This window comes from Brevundimonas sp. (assembly GCF_003248455.1).
Taxonomy (GTDB): Bacteria; Pseudomonadota; Alphaproteobacteria; order Caulobacterales; family Caulobacteraceae; genus Brevundimonas.
The window spans coordinates 1-15063 of record NZ_QFNM01000018.1 but is presented as its reverse complement, the minus strand read 5'-3'; the positions used below and the strand labels follow the sequence as shown (position 1 = coordinate 15063).

The 15063-nt window shown below is 62.6% G+C and carries 7 protein-coding genes and 1 pseudogene; 3 read left to right on the top strand and 5 right to left on the bottom strand.

The annotated features are described in order from the left end of the window. Nucleotides 1–109 precede the first annotated feature (109 nt). Both DI624_RS08270 and DI624_RS08265 read right to left on the bottom strand, forming a co-directional pair. Entirely contained in the window at nucleotides 110–2869 is a 2760-nt protein-coding gene (locus DI624_RS08270) for a M14 metallopeptidase family protein (protein WP_291537311.1), read from the bottom strand. Between the two features lie 348 nt (nucleotides 2870–3217). Beyond that, nucleotides 3218–4525: a dicarboxylate/amino acid:cation symporter gene (locus DI624_RS08265; protein WP_291537310.1), complete on the bottom strand. Its 1308-nt coding sequence runs from the start codon at nucleotides 4523–4525 to the stop codon at nucleotides 3218–3220. A 214-nt stretch (nucleotides 4526–4739) separates the two neighbouring features. On the opposite strand from DI624_RS08265, the gene DI624_RS08260 reads away from it, so the two are divergent. Further along, nucleotides 4740–5648 (top strand): LysR substrate-binding domain-containing protein, encoded by a 909-nt coding sequence (locus DI624_RS08260; RefSeq protein ID WP_291537309.1) that lies wholly within the window; start codon nucleotides 4740–4742, stop codon nucleotides 5646–5648. Between the two features lie 50 nt (nucleotides 5649–5698). Here the strand turns inward: DI624_RS08260 and DI624_RS08255 are convergent, their stop codons facing one another. Then, entirely contained in the window at nucleotides 5699–8551 is a 2853-nt protein-coding gene (locus DI624_RS08255; protein WP_291537308.1) for a M14 metallopeptidase family protein, read from the bottom strand. Nucleotides 8552–8608: 57 nt separating this feature from the next. Next, the gene (locus DI624_RS08250) at nucleotides 8609–9718 is read right to left on the bottom strand and encodes a pyridoxal phosphate-dependent aminotransferase (RefSeq protein ID WP_291537307.1); all 1110 of its coding nucleotides are present in this window, start codon (nucleotides 9716–9718) and stop codon (nucleotides 8609–8611) included. Nucleotides 9719–10381: 663 nt separating this feature from the next. On the opposite strand from DI624_RS08250, the gene DI624_RS08245 reads away from it, so the two are divergent. Further along, the gene (locus tag DI624_RS08245) at nucleotides 10382–13594 is read left to right on the top strand and encodes an efflux RND transporter permease subunit (protein WP_291537306.1); all 3213 of its coding nucleotides are present in this window, start codon (nucleotides 10382–10384) and stop codon (nucleotides 13592–13594) included. After that, nucleotides 13587–14747: an efflux RND transporter periplasmic adaptor subunit gene (locus tag DI624_RS08240; protein ID WP_291537305.1), complete on the top strand. Its 1161-nt coding sequence runs from the start codon at nucleotides 13587–13589 to the stop codon at nucleotides 14745–14747. Before DI624_RS08245 ends, DI624_RS08240 begins: the two co-directional genes overlap by 8 nt. Here DI624_RS08240 and DI624_RS08235 read toward each other — a convergent pair. Further along, nucleotides 14744–14956 (bottom strand): annotated as a pseudogene (locus DI624_RS08235) (transposase); the annotation flags it as partial. The gene DI624_RS08240 and the pseudogene DI624_RS08235 overlap by 4 nt on opposite strands. Between the last annotated feature and the right edge of the window lie 107 nt (nucleotides 14957–15063).

Below are 15063 nucleotides of genomic sequence, written 5' to 3'. Positions count from 1 at the left end.
AAATGCCTCACATTGTACAGTATCCTGAAACATTTGGATTTTTTGAATACGAGAAATATGGCCAAGGTTTTGCAACCTCGGCCACAAATACCTAGTTTTTATACCTACCCTATTTGTTTTCGTTGCTGGCTGGACCGTAGATAAGGCCGTTGAAGAATAGTTTGAACGTTCCGTGCGGCTGTGCACGCTGGATGACCTCGGCGCCGTAGACGAACAACTTGCCTTCGCCGATGTCGATATCGGCGATCGCGACCGTGTCCTTCAGCTGCTCCTGACCATGACCCCAACCGCTCCGCAGGGCGGTCGCCGTGTCGAACCAGGCGATCGAATGGGCCGCCGGGCCGTTCAGACGGAAGGTCTGGCCGTTCGAGAAGAAGACGTCCGCCTCGTCGGGCATGCCGTAGGCCAGAGGCTGGCTGTTATCGATCCGGGCGCGCAGGATCGATCCCGGGATGAAGAAGTCTTCGTTGCGAAGCACCGTCTGCTGGCCGTTGACCTCCCGGAAGAGGGCGGGCTCCACCGGAGCGTTCAACAGGGAGGCGAGACGGTTCGCGCCCCCGATGGTCAGGATCGTGCCGCCGCCCCGAACGAAGGCGTCGATCTGGGGCAGGGTCTTCTGCTCGGTGACTTCGCCCAGCCAGGCGCGATACTCTGCAGGAATGGCCTCGGGCGCAGGTTGTTCGCCTCCGCGGCCGGACCGGAACGGGCCGCCGCGCAGGGCCGGGGTCGTGCCGTCGGTGAAGACCAGCACGTCGAACTTGCTGTTCAGGTTTCCGCCGTCCAGGGCCTGCGGATAGACCACCTCGAACGGGAACTCGTACTGTTCCAGCATCCAGCGGGTCCAGCCCGAGCTCATCACGCCGCCGTAGCGATCCACCAGCCCGATGCGGACCGGCTTGAGCGCTAGGGTCTCCACGCGCGGCGCCGAGGCGACAGCCTGGGCGTCGACGCCCAGTTCGACCACGCCGGCGCTCATGATCGCGGCGGCCTCCGGCGAGGCCGGCACCCAGATGGCGCCAGGTTCGAATTCCACGCCCGCAACGCGGGTGTCGCCCTTGGTCCAGAAGACCGGAGCGCCGGCCTTGAGAAGGCGGTTGGTCAGGATGAAGCTGTTGTTGGTCTCGTGACCGACTAGCCAGCCGGCGCGGCCGGATCCGGTGATGGTTCCCCTGGGAGAGGGGAGTTCATCGGCGACATCCTGGAACGGGCCTTCGAAGCCTTCGACGATACGGTCGAACGACACGCCCATCTGGTAGGCCAGGGTGTAGCCGGCGACGTCGTAGGGAAGTTTCGGAGGGCCGCCCGGATAGGCCAGGTCGTGCGGGTGGTCCTGGGGCTCGAACATGTCCATGACATGCGGACGATAGGCCTGGGCCGCTTTCACGACGTACGATCCGGCCGGATAGCGCTTGCCGCCGACCGTGAACGCCGCGGTGGCCTGCTCGACATCGACGCCGCTCTTGATCAGGGCGTTCAGGAACGCGACCGTCGTGGGCAGGTCGCGTTGCTCGTCCGGGTTGAGAATGTAGCCGCGCGCGTCGCGTTTCGCGGGATCACGCAGGACGGTGTCGTAGAGTTCCGAGGACACCTGACCGGGCGAACGCATGTATTCGGCCGTGCCTTCGGCGTCCGGAGCGACAGTGCCGGCGCCGGCCTCCTTCAGGGCGTCGATATCCTGAGGCGTGATCGTCCAGCTGTCCTGGTTGCCGCGCTGGATGCTGTTCGCGCCCATGCGATAGATGCCCATCAACAGGCGCTCGCGGTTGCGGGAGGCGTAGTCGATGACCGCCCGGTTCATGCTCCACTGGTATTCCAGCGAGTCCCGCAGGTGCCACATGCGCGGCGAGATCGGCATGGGTTCCTCGCCCCGCGCGATCTGGGTGTCCGGCAGCAGCGGGATGGCCTCGGGCGTCGGTCCGCCGATGATCTCGGTGAGTATTCCGACCGAGTTGTGGAAGTACGGCGTCGAGCGATACATGCCGTTGTGCCAGGTCGAATAGGGCGCCGCGCTGGTCATGCCTGACCCGGCCTTGCCTTCCGAGATCAGGCGGCTGTGCATGATCATGCCGACCTCGGTCGTGCTGGTCATGACCAGGGGGTCATAGTTGTAGTTGAAAGGGTCCCGGAACGGCGGAATGAACACCACCATGCCGCGAGGGCCGGTCTGGTGCTGATTGAAGATGATCTGGGGGAACCACTCGCGGAAGTGAACGCGGTTCACATTCTCCGTCTCGGGCATGTTTGAAATATAAGAGTCGCGGTTGTTATCGTGGCCGGTATATTTCTGGTAAAGTCTTGGAATGTATCTGAATTCACGGTCTTCCGGATTCTGGTTCCGCATATACCAGTTGGCGACCAGTTCGGTTCCATCCGGATTGACGTGGCCGAAGATGATGATGACGTCGTCGAGCGTGCGGAGTGTCTCAGGGTCGTTCATCGTCAGAAGACGATAGAGGATCTGGATCTGGCTCTGGGTCGTGACGGTTTCGGTCGAGTGCAGGCCGGCGTCGATCCAGACGATGGCCTTGCCCTCGGCGGCCAGCTGCGCGGCCTCCTGTTCGGTCACGCCTTCAGCCTTCGCCATCCTGTGGGCGATGTCCTGATAGCGTTCCATGTTCGCCAGGTTCTCGGGCGAGGAAACGATGGCCATCCACTGGGTGCGGCCTTCGGCGGATACGCCGAAGCTGCTCAACTTCATCCGGTTCGACTGACTCGCAAGTTGTTTGAGGTAGGCTTCATACTGTGTGTAGTTGGCCAGAAAGTAGTCAGAGCCCGGGTCTTGCGGGAAGGCCTGCGCTGGGGCGGTGATTGCTGCGATCTCGGATTGGCGCAGCGCGGGGGCCTGGGCATCGGCGGGAAACGCGGACAAGAATGCAAATGTCGCTGCGACACCGGTTAGAGTGCTTCGTTTGAACTTCACTACGTCCTCCATACGGCTGCAGAAGCGGACGTCAGAATGACGTTCCGATCAGATCATATTGCAGTGCAGCATTTGAAAACTATTAGATCAAAAAGAATCTGTGACAAGATATTTTGCCATTCTTTTGACTTTTTATTTTGAAGCACCAGCTATGGCCATTCCGGAGTAGTGTCTTTCCCTATGGTATTATTATAGTTTCTGCCTCAGACACCTGAATTGGGTCTGATTATCATTCTCACCATGGACAATAATAAGTATTACGATTGAACTTTATTGTCCCTGTTTTCTCTTGGGGCTCTATTCATCCGATAGATCCATATAGACCCCTCGATCCAGTTCTTCCTCAGCCCTCGCGACCGTTACGGCGACGGCGAGGTCTCCCGTGCAGTTCGGGACTGTCCGCATCATGTCGAGGATGCGGTCGAAGGGCAGGATGAAGCCAACGATCAGCGCCGTCTGTTCTGCGGTCACGCCGATCACCTGAAGCACGCCGGCGAGCAGGAACAGCGAGGCGGAGGGGATGGGGGCGGAGCCGACGGCGACCAAGGTCGTTACCAGGATAACGGCGACGAACTGACCAAGGTCCAGAGAAACGCCGAAGATCTGTGCCGCGAACATGGTCAGAAGGCCGACATACATGGCGGTGCCGTCCATACTGACGGTCGTGCCGATCGGCAGGGCGGTCGAGGCGACGATCGGGCTGACGCCGAGGTTTCTGACCGCCACCCGCATGGAGACGGGCAGGGTCGCCGCGCTGGATGAGGTCGAGAAGGCCACCACCACCACATCGATGATGCCGTGGAAGAAGGGCAGTACGGGCAGTCTCGCCAACAGGCGCACAACCCCTCCGTGGATGAACAGGATCTGCACCGTACAGCCGATCAGCACGCACACGGCGAGGATGAAGACGTGGAAGAAGGCTGAAGGGCCGCTGGTCCCCATGACCCAGGCGATGAGCGCCAGGACGCCGAACGGGGCGGTCTCCATGACGAAATGAGTGACCTTGAGCAGGATCTGGGAGCCGGCGTCGAACAGGCTGACCACGGGACGGGCGGCGTCTCCCACCGCAAGAATTCCGGCGCCGAGAAGAAGCGCGAAGAAGATCACCGACAGAATTTCGCCTTGCGCCAGAGAGGCGATGGGGTTGGTCGGGACGATGCTGATGAATTGCTCGGCCAGAGACGTCGACCCGGTCGCCATCACCTGGGGGACGACCCCGGCCAGATCGACCCCGACGCCCGGCTTGAGCAGTCCGCCGATAAACAGGCCGAGGCACGCCGACAGCAGGGTCGTGAACAGGTAGAGCGCCAGCGTCTTTCCGCCGATCGAACCCAGGCGGGTGATGTCCCCCATCGCCGACATGCCGGCGACGATGGTGACAAACACGAGCGGCACCACCAGCATCCGGATCAGCCGAACGAAGATGTCGCCGATCCATTTGATCTGGGTGACGCCCTCGCCCCAGAAGAAACCCAGAACGGCGCCGAGTACGAGGGCGGCCAAAATTCGCTGCCAGAGCGGGATGTCGAACCACCAGCGGCGGAGAAGCGATCGCGGCCTTTCGGCCGTTGGAATTTCTGCTGAAGGCGGCGCCGAACCGCTCATGCCTTCTGCGCCTCACATCCGCGCGCCGGACCGGCGGCCGAGGGGTGCGTTATTCCGAACACAGACGAAGAGTTCTGCGCAGCAAGAGGCGGGATTGTCTGGTCCTGTTGCATTTCGGGCTTTCGGGGCAACACTTCTAGTGCTGATATGTATGCTCTCCCGAGTGAGCGCCGTGGAAAAATGATATGTTTCGATCACGTCATGAGTATTGTGAATGAGCAGGCAGGCGCTACTGCCCTCAATCAATGATCTGCTCGCTTTCGAGGCGGCGTCACGTCATGGCAGTTTCACCCGCGCTGCCGCGGAACTGAACCTGACCCAGAGCGCCATCAGCCGGAACATCCGTGTCCTTGAGGAGTCGCTCGGCACGCAGTTGTTTGAACGCGTTCGACAAAAGGTCGTACTGACGGCGGCCGGGTCTATCTACATGCAGGACGCGAGACGAATTCTGGACGATCTGCGCGACGCGACCCAACGCGCCATGTCCTTTTCGGAACTCGAGACGGTGCTGAATGTCGCGGTCTTGCCGACCTTCACTTCGCGGTGGCTGGTGCCCAGGTTGCCGAGCTTCATGAAGTCGCATCCCGACGTGACCGTCAACTTCTCGGCGCGACTGCAGCCCTTCAATTTCGGGGCCGAGCCTTTTGACGCCGCCATCCACTATGGCCGGGCGGCCTGGCCGGGCGGCGTCACCCATCACCTGATGAGCGAGGTGATGGTGGTGGTTGCGAACCCCGAATACCTCGAGGACCACGGGATAACCTCGCCTGCGGATCTGGCCAGGGGGACGCTGCTGCATCTCAGCACCCGCCCGATGGCCTGGGCCAACTGGTTCGAGATTGCCGGTCTGGAAATGCACTCCGCCTTGTCAGGGCCTCGATACGAGCAGTTTTCGATGCTCGGACAGGCCGCCCAGGCGGGCCTGGGCGTCGCGATCCTGCCGTCCATGTTCATTGTCGACGAACTCGACTCCGGCGATCTGGTCGCCCCGTTCGACATCGAACTGCAGAGCGAGAACGCCTACTACTGGGTTGTCCCGGAGGACAGGGGCGGTTCCGGGCCGCTTCACGACCTCACGGAATGGGTGCTGAACATCGCCAGCATGCCCGGCAACCGTTTCTGACAGCGAACGGCGGGCCGCCGAAGGCGCCCGCCGTCGCCGCGAGGACGACCTCAGTCGGCGGACTTCGCCTTCGCCTCGGCGGGCCCGAACATCAGCGCATTGAACAGGAACTTGTAGGTTCCATGCGACTGGGCGCGCTGGACGACTTCCGGCCCCATCAGGAACACGCGTCCCTGACCGAGCCTGGCGTCGACGATCGACACGCTCTTGTCGAGATAGGCCTGACCCCATGCCCAGCCGCTGCGCAGGGTGTCGGGGGAGGCGAACCAGGCCACGGGCCGGACCGACGCATCCGCCGTCGCCGGACCGAGCAGGAACGAGGGGCTGTTGTGGAAGTAGATGTCCACCGTGTCGCTCATTCCATAGGCCAGAGGGTCCGAAGGATCGACCTTGTTGGTCATGATCGCCCCGGGGATGAAGAACTTCGCCGGCGGGAGTTCGACCGTCTCACCGCCCGGTCCGGTCTCGACGAGGGCGCTGCGAACAGGGAGGCCCAACTGGCTGGCCAGGGAGGTGGAGTTGCCGATGGCGACGATCGATCCACCGGCCCTGACGAACGCGGCCAGTTGCGGCGTCGAACGCTCGGGGGTGATGGTTCCCAGCATGGGCCGGAACTCCGCCGGGATCGTTTCCGGCGCAGGCTGGCTCGACGCGCGACGGCTGGCGATGGAGTCCGTTGAGAAGACCAGAACATCGTAGCGGTCCTTGAGGCCGCCAGCGTCGATTTCCTGCGGGAAGACGACGTCGAAGTCGAACTCATACTGTTCGAACAGCCAGCGCATCCAGCCAGACGGCATGACGCCGCCGTATTTGTCGACCAGGCCGATCCTGACCGGAGCCAGCTTCAGGCGCTCGCCCCTCGGGGCCGACGCGACGGCATGGACATCGACTCCCAGATCCTGTGCGCCCTTGGCGACAATGTCGCGCACGCCTTCCCCGGCCGGAATCCACAGGGCGCCGGGACCGAAGCTCTGACCGTCGACGGTGATCGGGTCGGACAGCCAGAACACCTCGGCTCCTGCCTTCAGCAGCCGGTTCTGAACGATGAAGGTGTTGTTGACTTCATGGCTGATGATGAAGCCGGCCCGGCCGCGGCCTGACATCTCACCCGGCGGCGGCGCCATGACGTCGTTGACGCGTTGGAACGGACCGTCAAACCCGTCGAGAATGCGGTCGAACTTGACGCCCATCTGATAGGCGAGGGTGTAGCCGCTGACGTCGTAGGGCGGGGTCGGCGCCGCACCCGGAAAGGGAATGTCGTCGGGATGGTCCTGGGGCTCGAACATGTCGAGGATGTTGGCGCGATAGGCCTGCGCCGTCTTCACGACATAGCTTCCGGCGGGATAGGTCTTTCCGCCCACCGTGAACGTGCTCGTCGCGCGCTCGACATCGACCCCGCCCTTGATCAGAACATTTACAAACGCGACCGCCGTCGGCAGGTCGGCCTGATCCGCCGGGATGACGTACCCACGCGGATCGCGCGCCTCGGGGGCGTGCAGCACAGTATCATAGAGGGTGGGGTTGATCACCGTTCCGGCGCCGCCGGCGCTATAGCGGGCTCCCGTCGGCGCAAAGGCCGGACCGCTCCGGGCGGCGGCCTCAAGCCGGGCGATATCCTTCGGCGTCGTGGTCCAGCTGTCGCGCTGGCCGCTTTCGATGCCGTTGGCGCCCATCCGGTAGATGCTCATCTGAACCGCCTCGGCATTCCTTGAGGCGTAGTCGAGCACGGCCCTGTTCATCGAAAGCGAGTATTCGATCGACTGCATGAAGTGCCACTTCTGTGGAGCGATGGGCATCGGCAGGTCGTTGCGGGCGAGCTGCTGGCGCGCCACGAGCGGCAGGTCGTAGGGGGTCGGATCTCCGATAATCTCGGTCAGGATGCCGACGGAGTTATGGAACAACGCCGTCGACCGCAGCGTGCCGCTGGTCCAGTTGGAATAGGTCGCAACGCTGCGGCGACCCGAGCCTGCCTTTCCTTCGCTGATGAGGCGGGTGTTCATTGCGGCCCCGACGCCATCAAGGCCGAGGATGACGAGCGGGTCGAGATTGTAGTTGAACGGGTCGCGGAATGGCGGAATGAAGACCACCATCCCCTCAGGGCCTGTCTGGTGGTGGTTGAAGACGATCTGGGGAAACCACTCCCTGTAGAGGGCGTTATTGATGTTTATGTTCTCGGGCATGTTGGACATGTAGAAGTCACGATTATTGTCGTGTCCCACATATTTCTGGTAGAGCGTAGGAATATTACGCATCTCCCGCTGCGCGGGATCCGCGTTCCTCATGTACCAGTTGGAAACGAGATTCATGCCGTCGGGGTTGGCGAAAGCCAGCAGAATGACCAGATCGTTCCGAAGCCGTGTGGTCTCTGCATCGTCGCCATTCACCAGCTCATAGAGCGTCTGGGTAATCTGCTGGGCGCCGACGGTCTCCGTCGAATGGAGGCCGCCGTCGATCCAGACGACCGGCTTGCCTTCATGGGCGAGTTCCAACGCCTGGGCTTCCGTCAGGTTTTCCGCGCGCGCCAGCCGGCGGGCGATACTCTTGTAGGTGTCAAGCTTGGCCAGATTTTCCGGGGAAGACACGATCGCCATCAACTGATCGCGTCCCTCGGCCGTCTTGCCCAAGGAGACGACCTGAACCCGATCGGATTCGGCATCGATACGGCGCCAGTATTCCTGGGCCTGATCGTAGTTGATCAGCGAATAGTCGGCCCCGATAGGAAAGCCGAACGCCTGTGCCGGCGAGGTGACGCCCGAAGTCTGGGCCGAGACCTCGCCCGGCTGTGTCAGCAGTACCGCCGCGCTGGCCAGGGCGATCGTGAATAGATGTCGCATCAGCATCCCCTCTTTTGCTTCAGTAGCCGCCCGGCAGAACGCCGACCGGAATCCCAACGGCGCCGCCAATCGAAGTCGACCGCGCGCCCACTCCCCCCTGATCCGGCGTCTCCATGCGGGCGCGGGTCAGACCTGCGCGCATAGTTGTTCAATCCTGTCACAGGCGCCTTCCAGCTCCGCCATCGAAGCGGCGTACGAAAGCCGGATGAATCCCGGCGCGCCAAATGCTGATCCCGGCACTGCGGCCACCCCGGCATTCAGCAAGGCGTCACAGAACTCGGTATCCGAACCCAGTCCCAGATGATGGAGCGCGCCTGTGATGCGCGGAAAGGCGTAGAAGGCGCCGCCCGGCAAGGCGCATTCCAGTCCGGGAATGGCGTTCAGGCGGTCAACCACCACGTCCCGGCGCGCCTTGAACTCTGCAACCATGTTCAGGACGCTGGTCTGTGGCCCGCGCAAGGCGATGGCTGCAGCGGCCTGGCTGATGGAGCTCGGCGCCGATGTCGTCTGGCTCTGGACGGCCGCCATGGCCCGGATCAGGTCCGCAGGCCCGACGGCCCAGCCGACCCGCCAGCCTGTCATCGCATAGGCCTTTGAAACGCCTCCGATGATGAGCGTCCGGTCCGCGACTTCAGGGTGCCGGGCGGCGAACATCGGCGCCGGCGCGGGGAATGCGATGTCCTGATAGATGTCGTCACTCATGACCCAGAAGCCGTCATGACGCGCCACAAGCCCGGCCAGCGCGGCGAGATCTTCCGGAGAATAGACTGCGCCCGAGGGATTGCAGGGTGAGTTCAGCAGGATCCAGCGCGTTCGGGGGGTGATCGCCCGTTCGATCGCCGCGATATCCAGTCGCCATCCCTTGTCCAGGCTCCACAGGCCTGGAACCTCACGGACGACGCCACCCTCCAGACGAATGATGTCCGGATAGGTAGTCCAGTAGGGGGTCGGCAGAATGACCTCGTCGCCGGGATTCAGCGTCGCCGAAAACGCGTTGTGCAGCGCCTGTTTCGCCCCGTTCGTGACGATGACGTTCTGGCGCTGGAAGCAGAGTTCATAGGTGATCGAGATGCGCGCCAGAATGGCGTCGATGGTGTCGGGCGCACCGGTCAGCTGCGTGTATCTGGTCTTCCCCGACCACATCGCATCCTGGGCTGATTGCTTGACGTGATCCGGGGTGTCGAAATCGGGCTCGCCCAGCGTCAGATCGATGATGTCGGCGCCATCCACCCGCATTTCATTCGCCTTTTGAGAAAGCGAAAGTATGGGCGACGGCTTTATATTCGAGACGCGAACGGAGGGTGAGAAGGCGTTTGAAAATGCATCCATATTCTATCAGATTCAGATCTGAAAATTGATGTTTGATGTATCGGGCATGGACGTTTCAAGCGCCCCGGACAATACAAGGAGAAACGATGACGGATGAGCGGCTGGGTCGAATAGTGATATGTTTTTGTGGGGTCATGCCGACGAATTGTGAGCGGGGAGAAGGCCGACAGCCCTGACCGCTGCTCACGATCCCAACTCCGCGAAATAAAGGCCCGGCAGCCGGCCCGACGCCAGGAAATGGCGATATGTTTTTGTGACCTCATGCTCACGGCTTGTAAAAAGCCCGACCCCGGTCTTGCGACGCCGCCCTGCTAACTTTCCTATAAATATCGGAAAATAATACATTTACTTGAGGATGTGGCGGTCTTTGCTTTGGCGTGGACCTGTTTCGGCTTTCGGCCGGAGACGGTGTGACGCACTCCATGGCCGGACCGCCGCTCCCGGGCTGGGCCTGGCGCGCCTTGACCGACGGGAGGTTCGCGCAGAAAGCTTCGGACGGGACAAATGGTGCAGTGCAAAATGCGTATGCGTTGAGCCGTTCCCGTCTTGTGTCATTGTTGGAGCCGCGTCTTGATCGGGATCGTCCGTATTGCGTTGCAGCGACCCCTGACCTTCATCGTGATGTCCATACTTATCGCGGTCGCAGGCGTATTTGCTGCGCTGCGAATGCCGGTCGATATCTTCCCCGAGATCCGCGTGCCCGTGCTGGGCGTCGCCTGGCAGTACGCCGGCCTGCCCCCCGAAGAGATGGCCGGTCGAATACTGTCTATCCACCAGAGGTCGCTGACGACCACAGTCAACAACATCGAACATATGGAGGCGCACTCGATCCAGGGCTACGGGATCATCAAGGTCTTCCTGCAGCCCGGCGCCGATCTGCAGGCGGCTACCGCACAGGCCACAGCCGTTTCCCAGAGCACGCTGCGACAGATGCCGCCGGGCCTGACGCCGCCGCTGATCGTCAACTACAGCGCCTCGACCGTGCCGATCGTGCAGGTCGCGCTGTCGGGCGACGGTCTGTCCGAGCAGCAACTGTTCGACCTCGGCCAGAACCAGATCCGGACCCAGTTGACCACTGTGCAGGGCGTGGCGGTTCCGATCCCCTACGGCGGTCGCTCTCGCCAGATCCAGATCGACCTCAACCCGGCCGCGCTTCAGGCCAAGGGTTTGTCCGCCCAGGACATAGGTCTGGCGATCGCCGCCCAGAACCAGATCAACCCGGTCGGCGTGGCGAAGATCGGCAGCCTGCAATACGCCGTGAAGTTGAACAACGCCCCGGCCTCGGTGGAGGAGATGAACGACATTCCGGTGAAGATGGTGGACGGCGCCACCATCTATCTGCGCGATGTCGCCCAGGTGCGCGACGGCAGCGGCCCCCAGTCGAATGTCGTCCACGTCAACGGCCGCCGCTCTGCGCTGCTGACGGTGCTCAAGAATGGAACGACGTCCACCATCGCCATCGTCGACAATGTGCGTGAAAAGCTGCCACAGATTCTGGAAGGGCTGCCGGAAAACCTGAAGGCCGACGTCATCGGCGACCAGTCGATCTTTGTCAGGGCCGCGGTCGACGCGGTCATTAAGGAAGGCGTCATCGCTGCGGCGCTCACGTCCCTGATGATCCTGCTCTTTCTGGGCTCATGGCGATCGACGGTCATCATCGCCGTCTCCATCCCCCTGTCCGTCCTGGCGGCGATCGCGCTTCTCTACAGCGCCGGCCAGACCCTCAACGTCATGACCCTGGGGGGACTGGCGCTGGCGGTCGGCATCCTGGTCGACGACGCCACCGTGACGATCGAAAACATCAACTGGCATCTGGAGCAGGGCAAGGGCGTGACCGCCTCGATCCTCGACGGGGCCGCACAGATCGTCGGGCCCGCCTTCGTGTCGCTGTTGTGCATCTGCATCGTCTTCGTGCCGATGTTCTACCTGCCGGGCGTCTCCGGATTCCTGTTCGTTCCGCTGGCCCTGTCCGTCATTTTTGCGATGATCGCCTCGTTCATCCTTTCGCGAACCCTAGTCCCGACAATGGCGATGTATCTGCTGAAACCGCATGTGCCGAAGGCGGATCGGGGGCCGCAGGACCACGCTCCCAGACCTGGCCGAATGGCGCGGCTCTGGTCACCGCTCGTGCGTTTCCAGCACCGGTTCGAGGTTCTTTTTGAACGCTTTCGAGCCCGCTATGCGGACCTGCTGGCCCGCACCGTCGGCAGCCGCAAGATATTCATCGTCGGCTTCGTGGCGGTGGTCATCCTGTCACTCGGTTTGACGCCGTTTCTGGGTCGTAACTTCTTTCCTGAGGTGGATGCCGGGCAGATCGCCCTGCACGTCCGTGCGCCCGCCGGAACACGCCTCGAAGAGACGGCTGCGGAGCTGGATCGTGTTCAGAAGCATATCCGCCAGGTCATTCCGGCCGATGAGATCGGATCGATGACGGATAATATCGGGCTGCCGGGCAGTTCACTGAACGTCCTCTACAATATGACGGGCAGTATCGGGCCACAGGACGGAGACATCCTCGTCCAGCTGAAGGAGGGGCATCGGCCGACCCGCGACTATGTGGCGGCCCTGCGCGCCCAGCTTCCGCGCCAGTTTCCGGGCAGCACTTTCGCCTTCCTGCCGGCTGACATAACAAGCCAGACCCTGAATTTCGGAAGCCCTGCGCCGATCGACATCCAGGTTTCCGGGCGCGATCGTGAGGCCAACTACGCCTATGCGGAAAAGGTGTTGCGAGAGGTGCGTGGCATACGCGGCCTGGCTGACGCACGCATTCATCAGGGCAACCGGGCGCCCCAGATCAAGGTCAATGTCGATCGTTCGCGCATCGGCCAGTATGGGCTGACCGAACGGGACGTGACCACCAGTCTGGGCAGTTCACTGGCCGGTACGTCCCAGTCCTCTCCGGTCTTCTTCCTGAATCCCGAAAACGGCGTGTCCTATTCGGTGGTCGCTCAAACCCCGGAACACCGGGTCGACTCGATGGATGAGTTGCGCAACATCCCCATATCCGGCGTGAATGGATCACCGCCCCAGACACTGGGGGGGATTGCGAGGTTCGAACGTGCGACGACCGTGCCGATCATCAGCCACTATAACATCCAGCCCGTCGTCGACGTTTTCGCGACCACCGCGGGACGCGATCTCGGCGCCGTGGCGGCCGATGTCGACAAGGCGCTGAAGAATCTGGAAGCCCAAAAGCCCAAGGGGGTTACGGTGACGGTTCGCGGGCAGGTGAAGACCATGAACGACGCCTTCAGGGGGCTGAGCCTGGGTCTTCTGGTCGCCATCGTGCTGATCTATTTTCTGATCGTCGTGAATTTCCAAAGCTGGGCCGATCCGTTCGTCATCATCATGGCCCTGCCGGGAGCTTTGGCGGGAATCATCTGGATGCTCTTCGCCACCGGAACGACCCTGTCCGTTCCGGCTCTGACCGGAGCGACCATGTGTATGGGGGTGGCGACGGCCAACTCCATCCTGGTGGTCAGTTTCGCGCGTGAGCGTCTGGCGGCCACCGGCGACCCGATCCAGTCGGCCATCGAGGCCGGAGCCGTGCGCTTCCGCCCTGTCCTGATGACCGCGCTCGCCATGATCATCGGCATGCTGCCGCTGGCGATCGGCATGGGAGAAGGCGGCGAACAGAATGCGCCGCTGGGCCGCGCAGGCATCGGGGGGCTCGTGGTCGCCACGTTCGCGACCCTGTTCTTCGTACCGGCCGTGTTCGCCTCCATTCACCATCGCCGCCGTCACAAGGCGATCGCACCGGAGCTTGCCTCGCCCCATGCCTGAACCCCTCGAAGTCGGTTCAAAGCCGAAAGTCCTGACCTTGAAGCGCCTGGGGATCGGAGCCGTGCTGGCGGCGCTGGCTGTCGTGGCGTTCGGTGTGTCTACACGCGCGTCCAACGACCGCGACCTGAAGGCGATTTCCACCGACATCGCCCTGCCCACCGTGGCCGTGGTGCGGCCCCAGAAGGTGAGTGCCGAAGACGGCCTGATACTGCCCGGGGTGATCCAGGCATTGAACAGCGCGCCGATCCATGCGCGCACCAACGGCTATGTGAGAGCCTGGTTCGTCGACATCGGCGATGTCGTGAGCGCGGGGCAGACGCTCGCCGTGCTCGCGGCCCCGGAACTCGACGAACAACTGGCCGTGGCGCGCGCCGAATATCAGACGGCGCAAGCCAATGAGAATCTGGCCCGCACGACAGCGGATCGCTGGAAAGCCCTGCTGGCCCGCGGCGTGGTTTCCCAGCAGGCGACGGATGAAAAGGTCGGGGATTATGCCGCCGTGGCCGCAGTGGCGAACGCCCGGCTGGCCGATATGCGCCGGTTGGAGGCGCAACGCGGGTTCACGCGTCTACAGGCGCCTTTCTCGGGCGTGATCACCAGCCGATCGGCCCAGGTCGGGGCGCTGGTGGCTGCCGGCGCCACCACGGCCGAGCCGCTGTTCACCGTTTCGGATACGCACCGGGTGCGGATCTATGTGAATGTGCCCCAATCCCTTTCCGCCAGCCTGAGGATCGGAACGGCTGCGAAAATGCGTCTGCCCGAATACCCGGATCGCGAGTTCGATATGGTCGTGACCCGGAGCGCGGATTCGGTCGATGTGCGCTCGGGAACCGTGCTGGTCGAGTTGCAGACGGCCAATCCCAAATGCGAGCTCAAGCCCGGTGCCTACGCCCAGGTGGAGTTCTCCGACCTCGAAGTGGGCGACAGTCTGCATGTACCCGCCACGGCGCTGCTATTCACCTCCGAGGGCCCGGTCGTCGCTGTCCTTGGGCCTGACAATCGCGTCAGTATTCACGCCGTCAGGATCGGCCGCGATACCGGCAAGACCGTCGAGATACTGGCCGGTGTCGATGAAGACGCGCGGGTCGTCGACAACCCGCCTGACGCAATGGCCCAGGGGGACAAGGTGCGGACGGTGCCGCCGCGCGTCTAGGTTCTGGACTCATAAGCCCTGAGCCATAGTCGTGTTGAAGCGAGCAGGACGGCTGCGAGGAAGTTTCTGGCCAGCTTGTCGAAGCGGGTCGCTACGCGTCTGAAATGCTTAAGCTTGCAGAAGTAGCGCTCGACGACGTTGCGCTGTCGATAGATCGCCGGATCGATGGAGCGTTGGACCTTGCGGTCGCGCTTGGTCGGGATGTGCGCACAGCCGCTGACGTGCCCCCTCTGTTCCCTCGATCATTGTGAGAGCCCAGGGGGTTGATAGCCGATCTGCTGCGCCGGCGGGAGCGGCCGTGCGGCGGAGCTGATCA

Coding starts and splice junctions, on each gene's coding strand:
- DI624_RS08265 (WP_291537310.1), bottom strand. CDS start 4,525: ATGAGCGGTTCGGCGCCGCCTTCAGCAGAAATTCCAACGGCCGAAAGG.
- DI624_RS08260 (WP_291537309.1), top strand. CDS start 4,740: ATGAGCAGGCAGGCGCTACTGCCCTCAATCAATGATCTGCTCGCTTTC.
- DI624_RS08250 (WP_291537307.1), bottom strand. CDS start 9,718: ATGCGGGTGGATGGCGCCGACATCATCGATCTGACGCTGGGCGAGCCC.
- DI624_RS08240 (WP_291537305.1), top strand. CDS start 13,587: ATGCCTGAACCCCTCGAAGTCGGTTCAAAGCCGAAAGTCCTGACCTTG.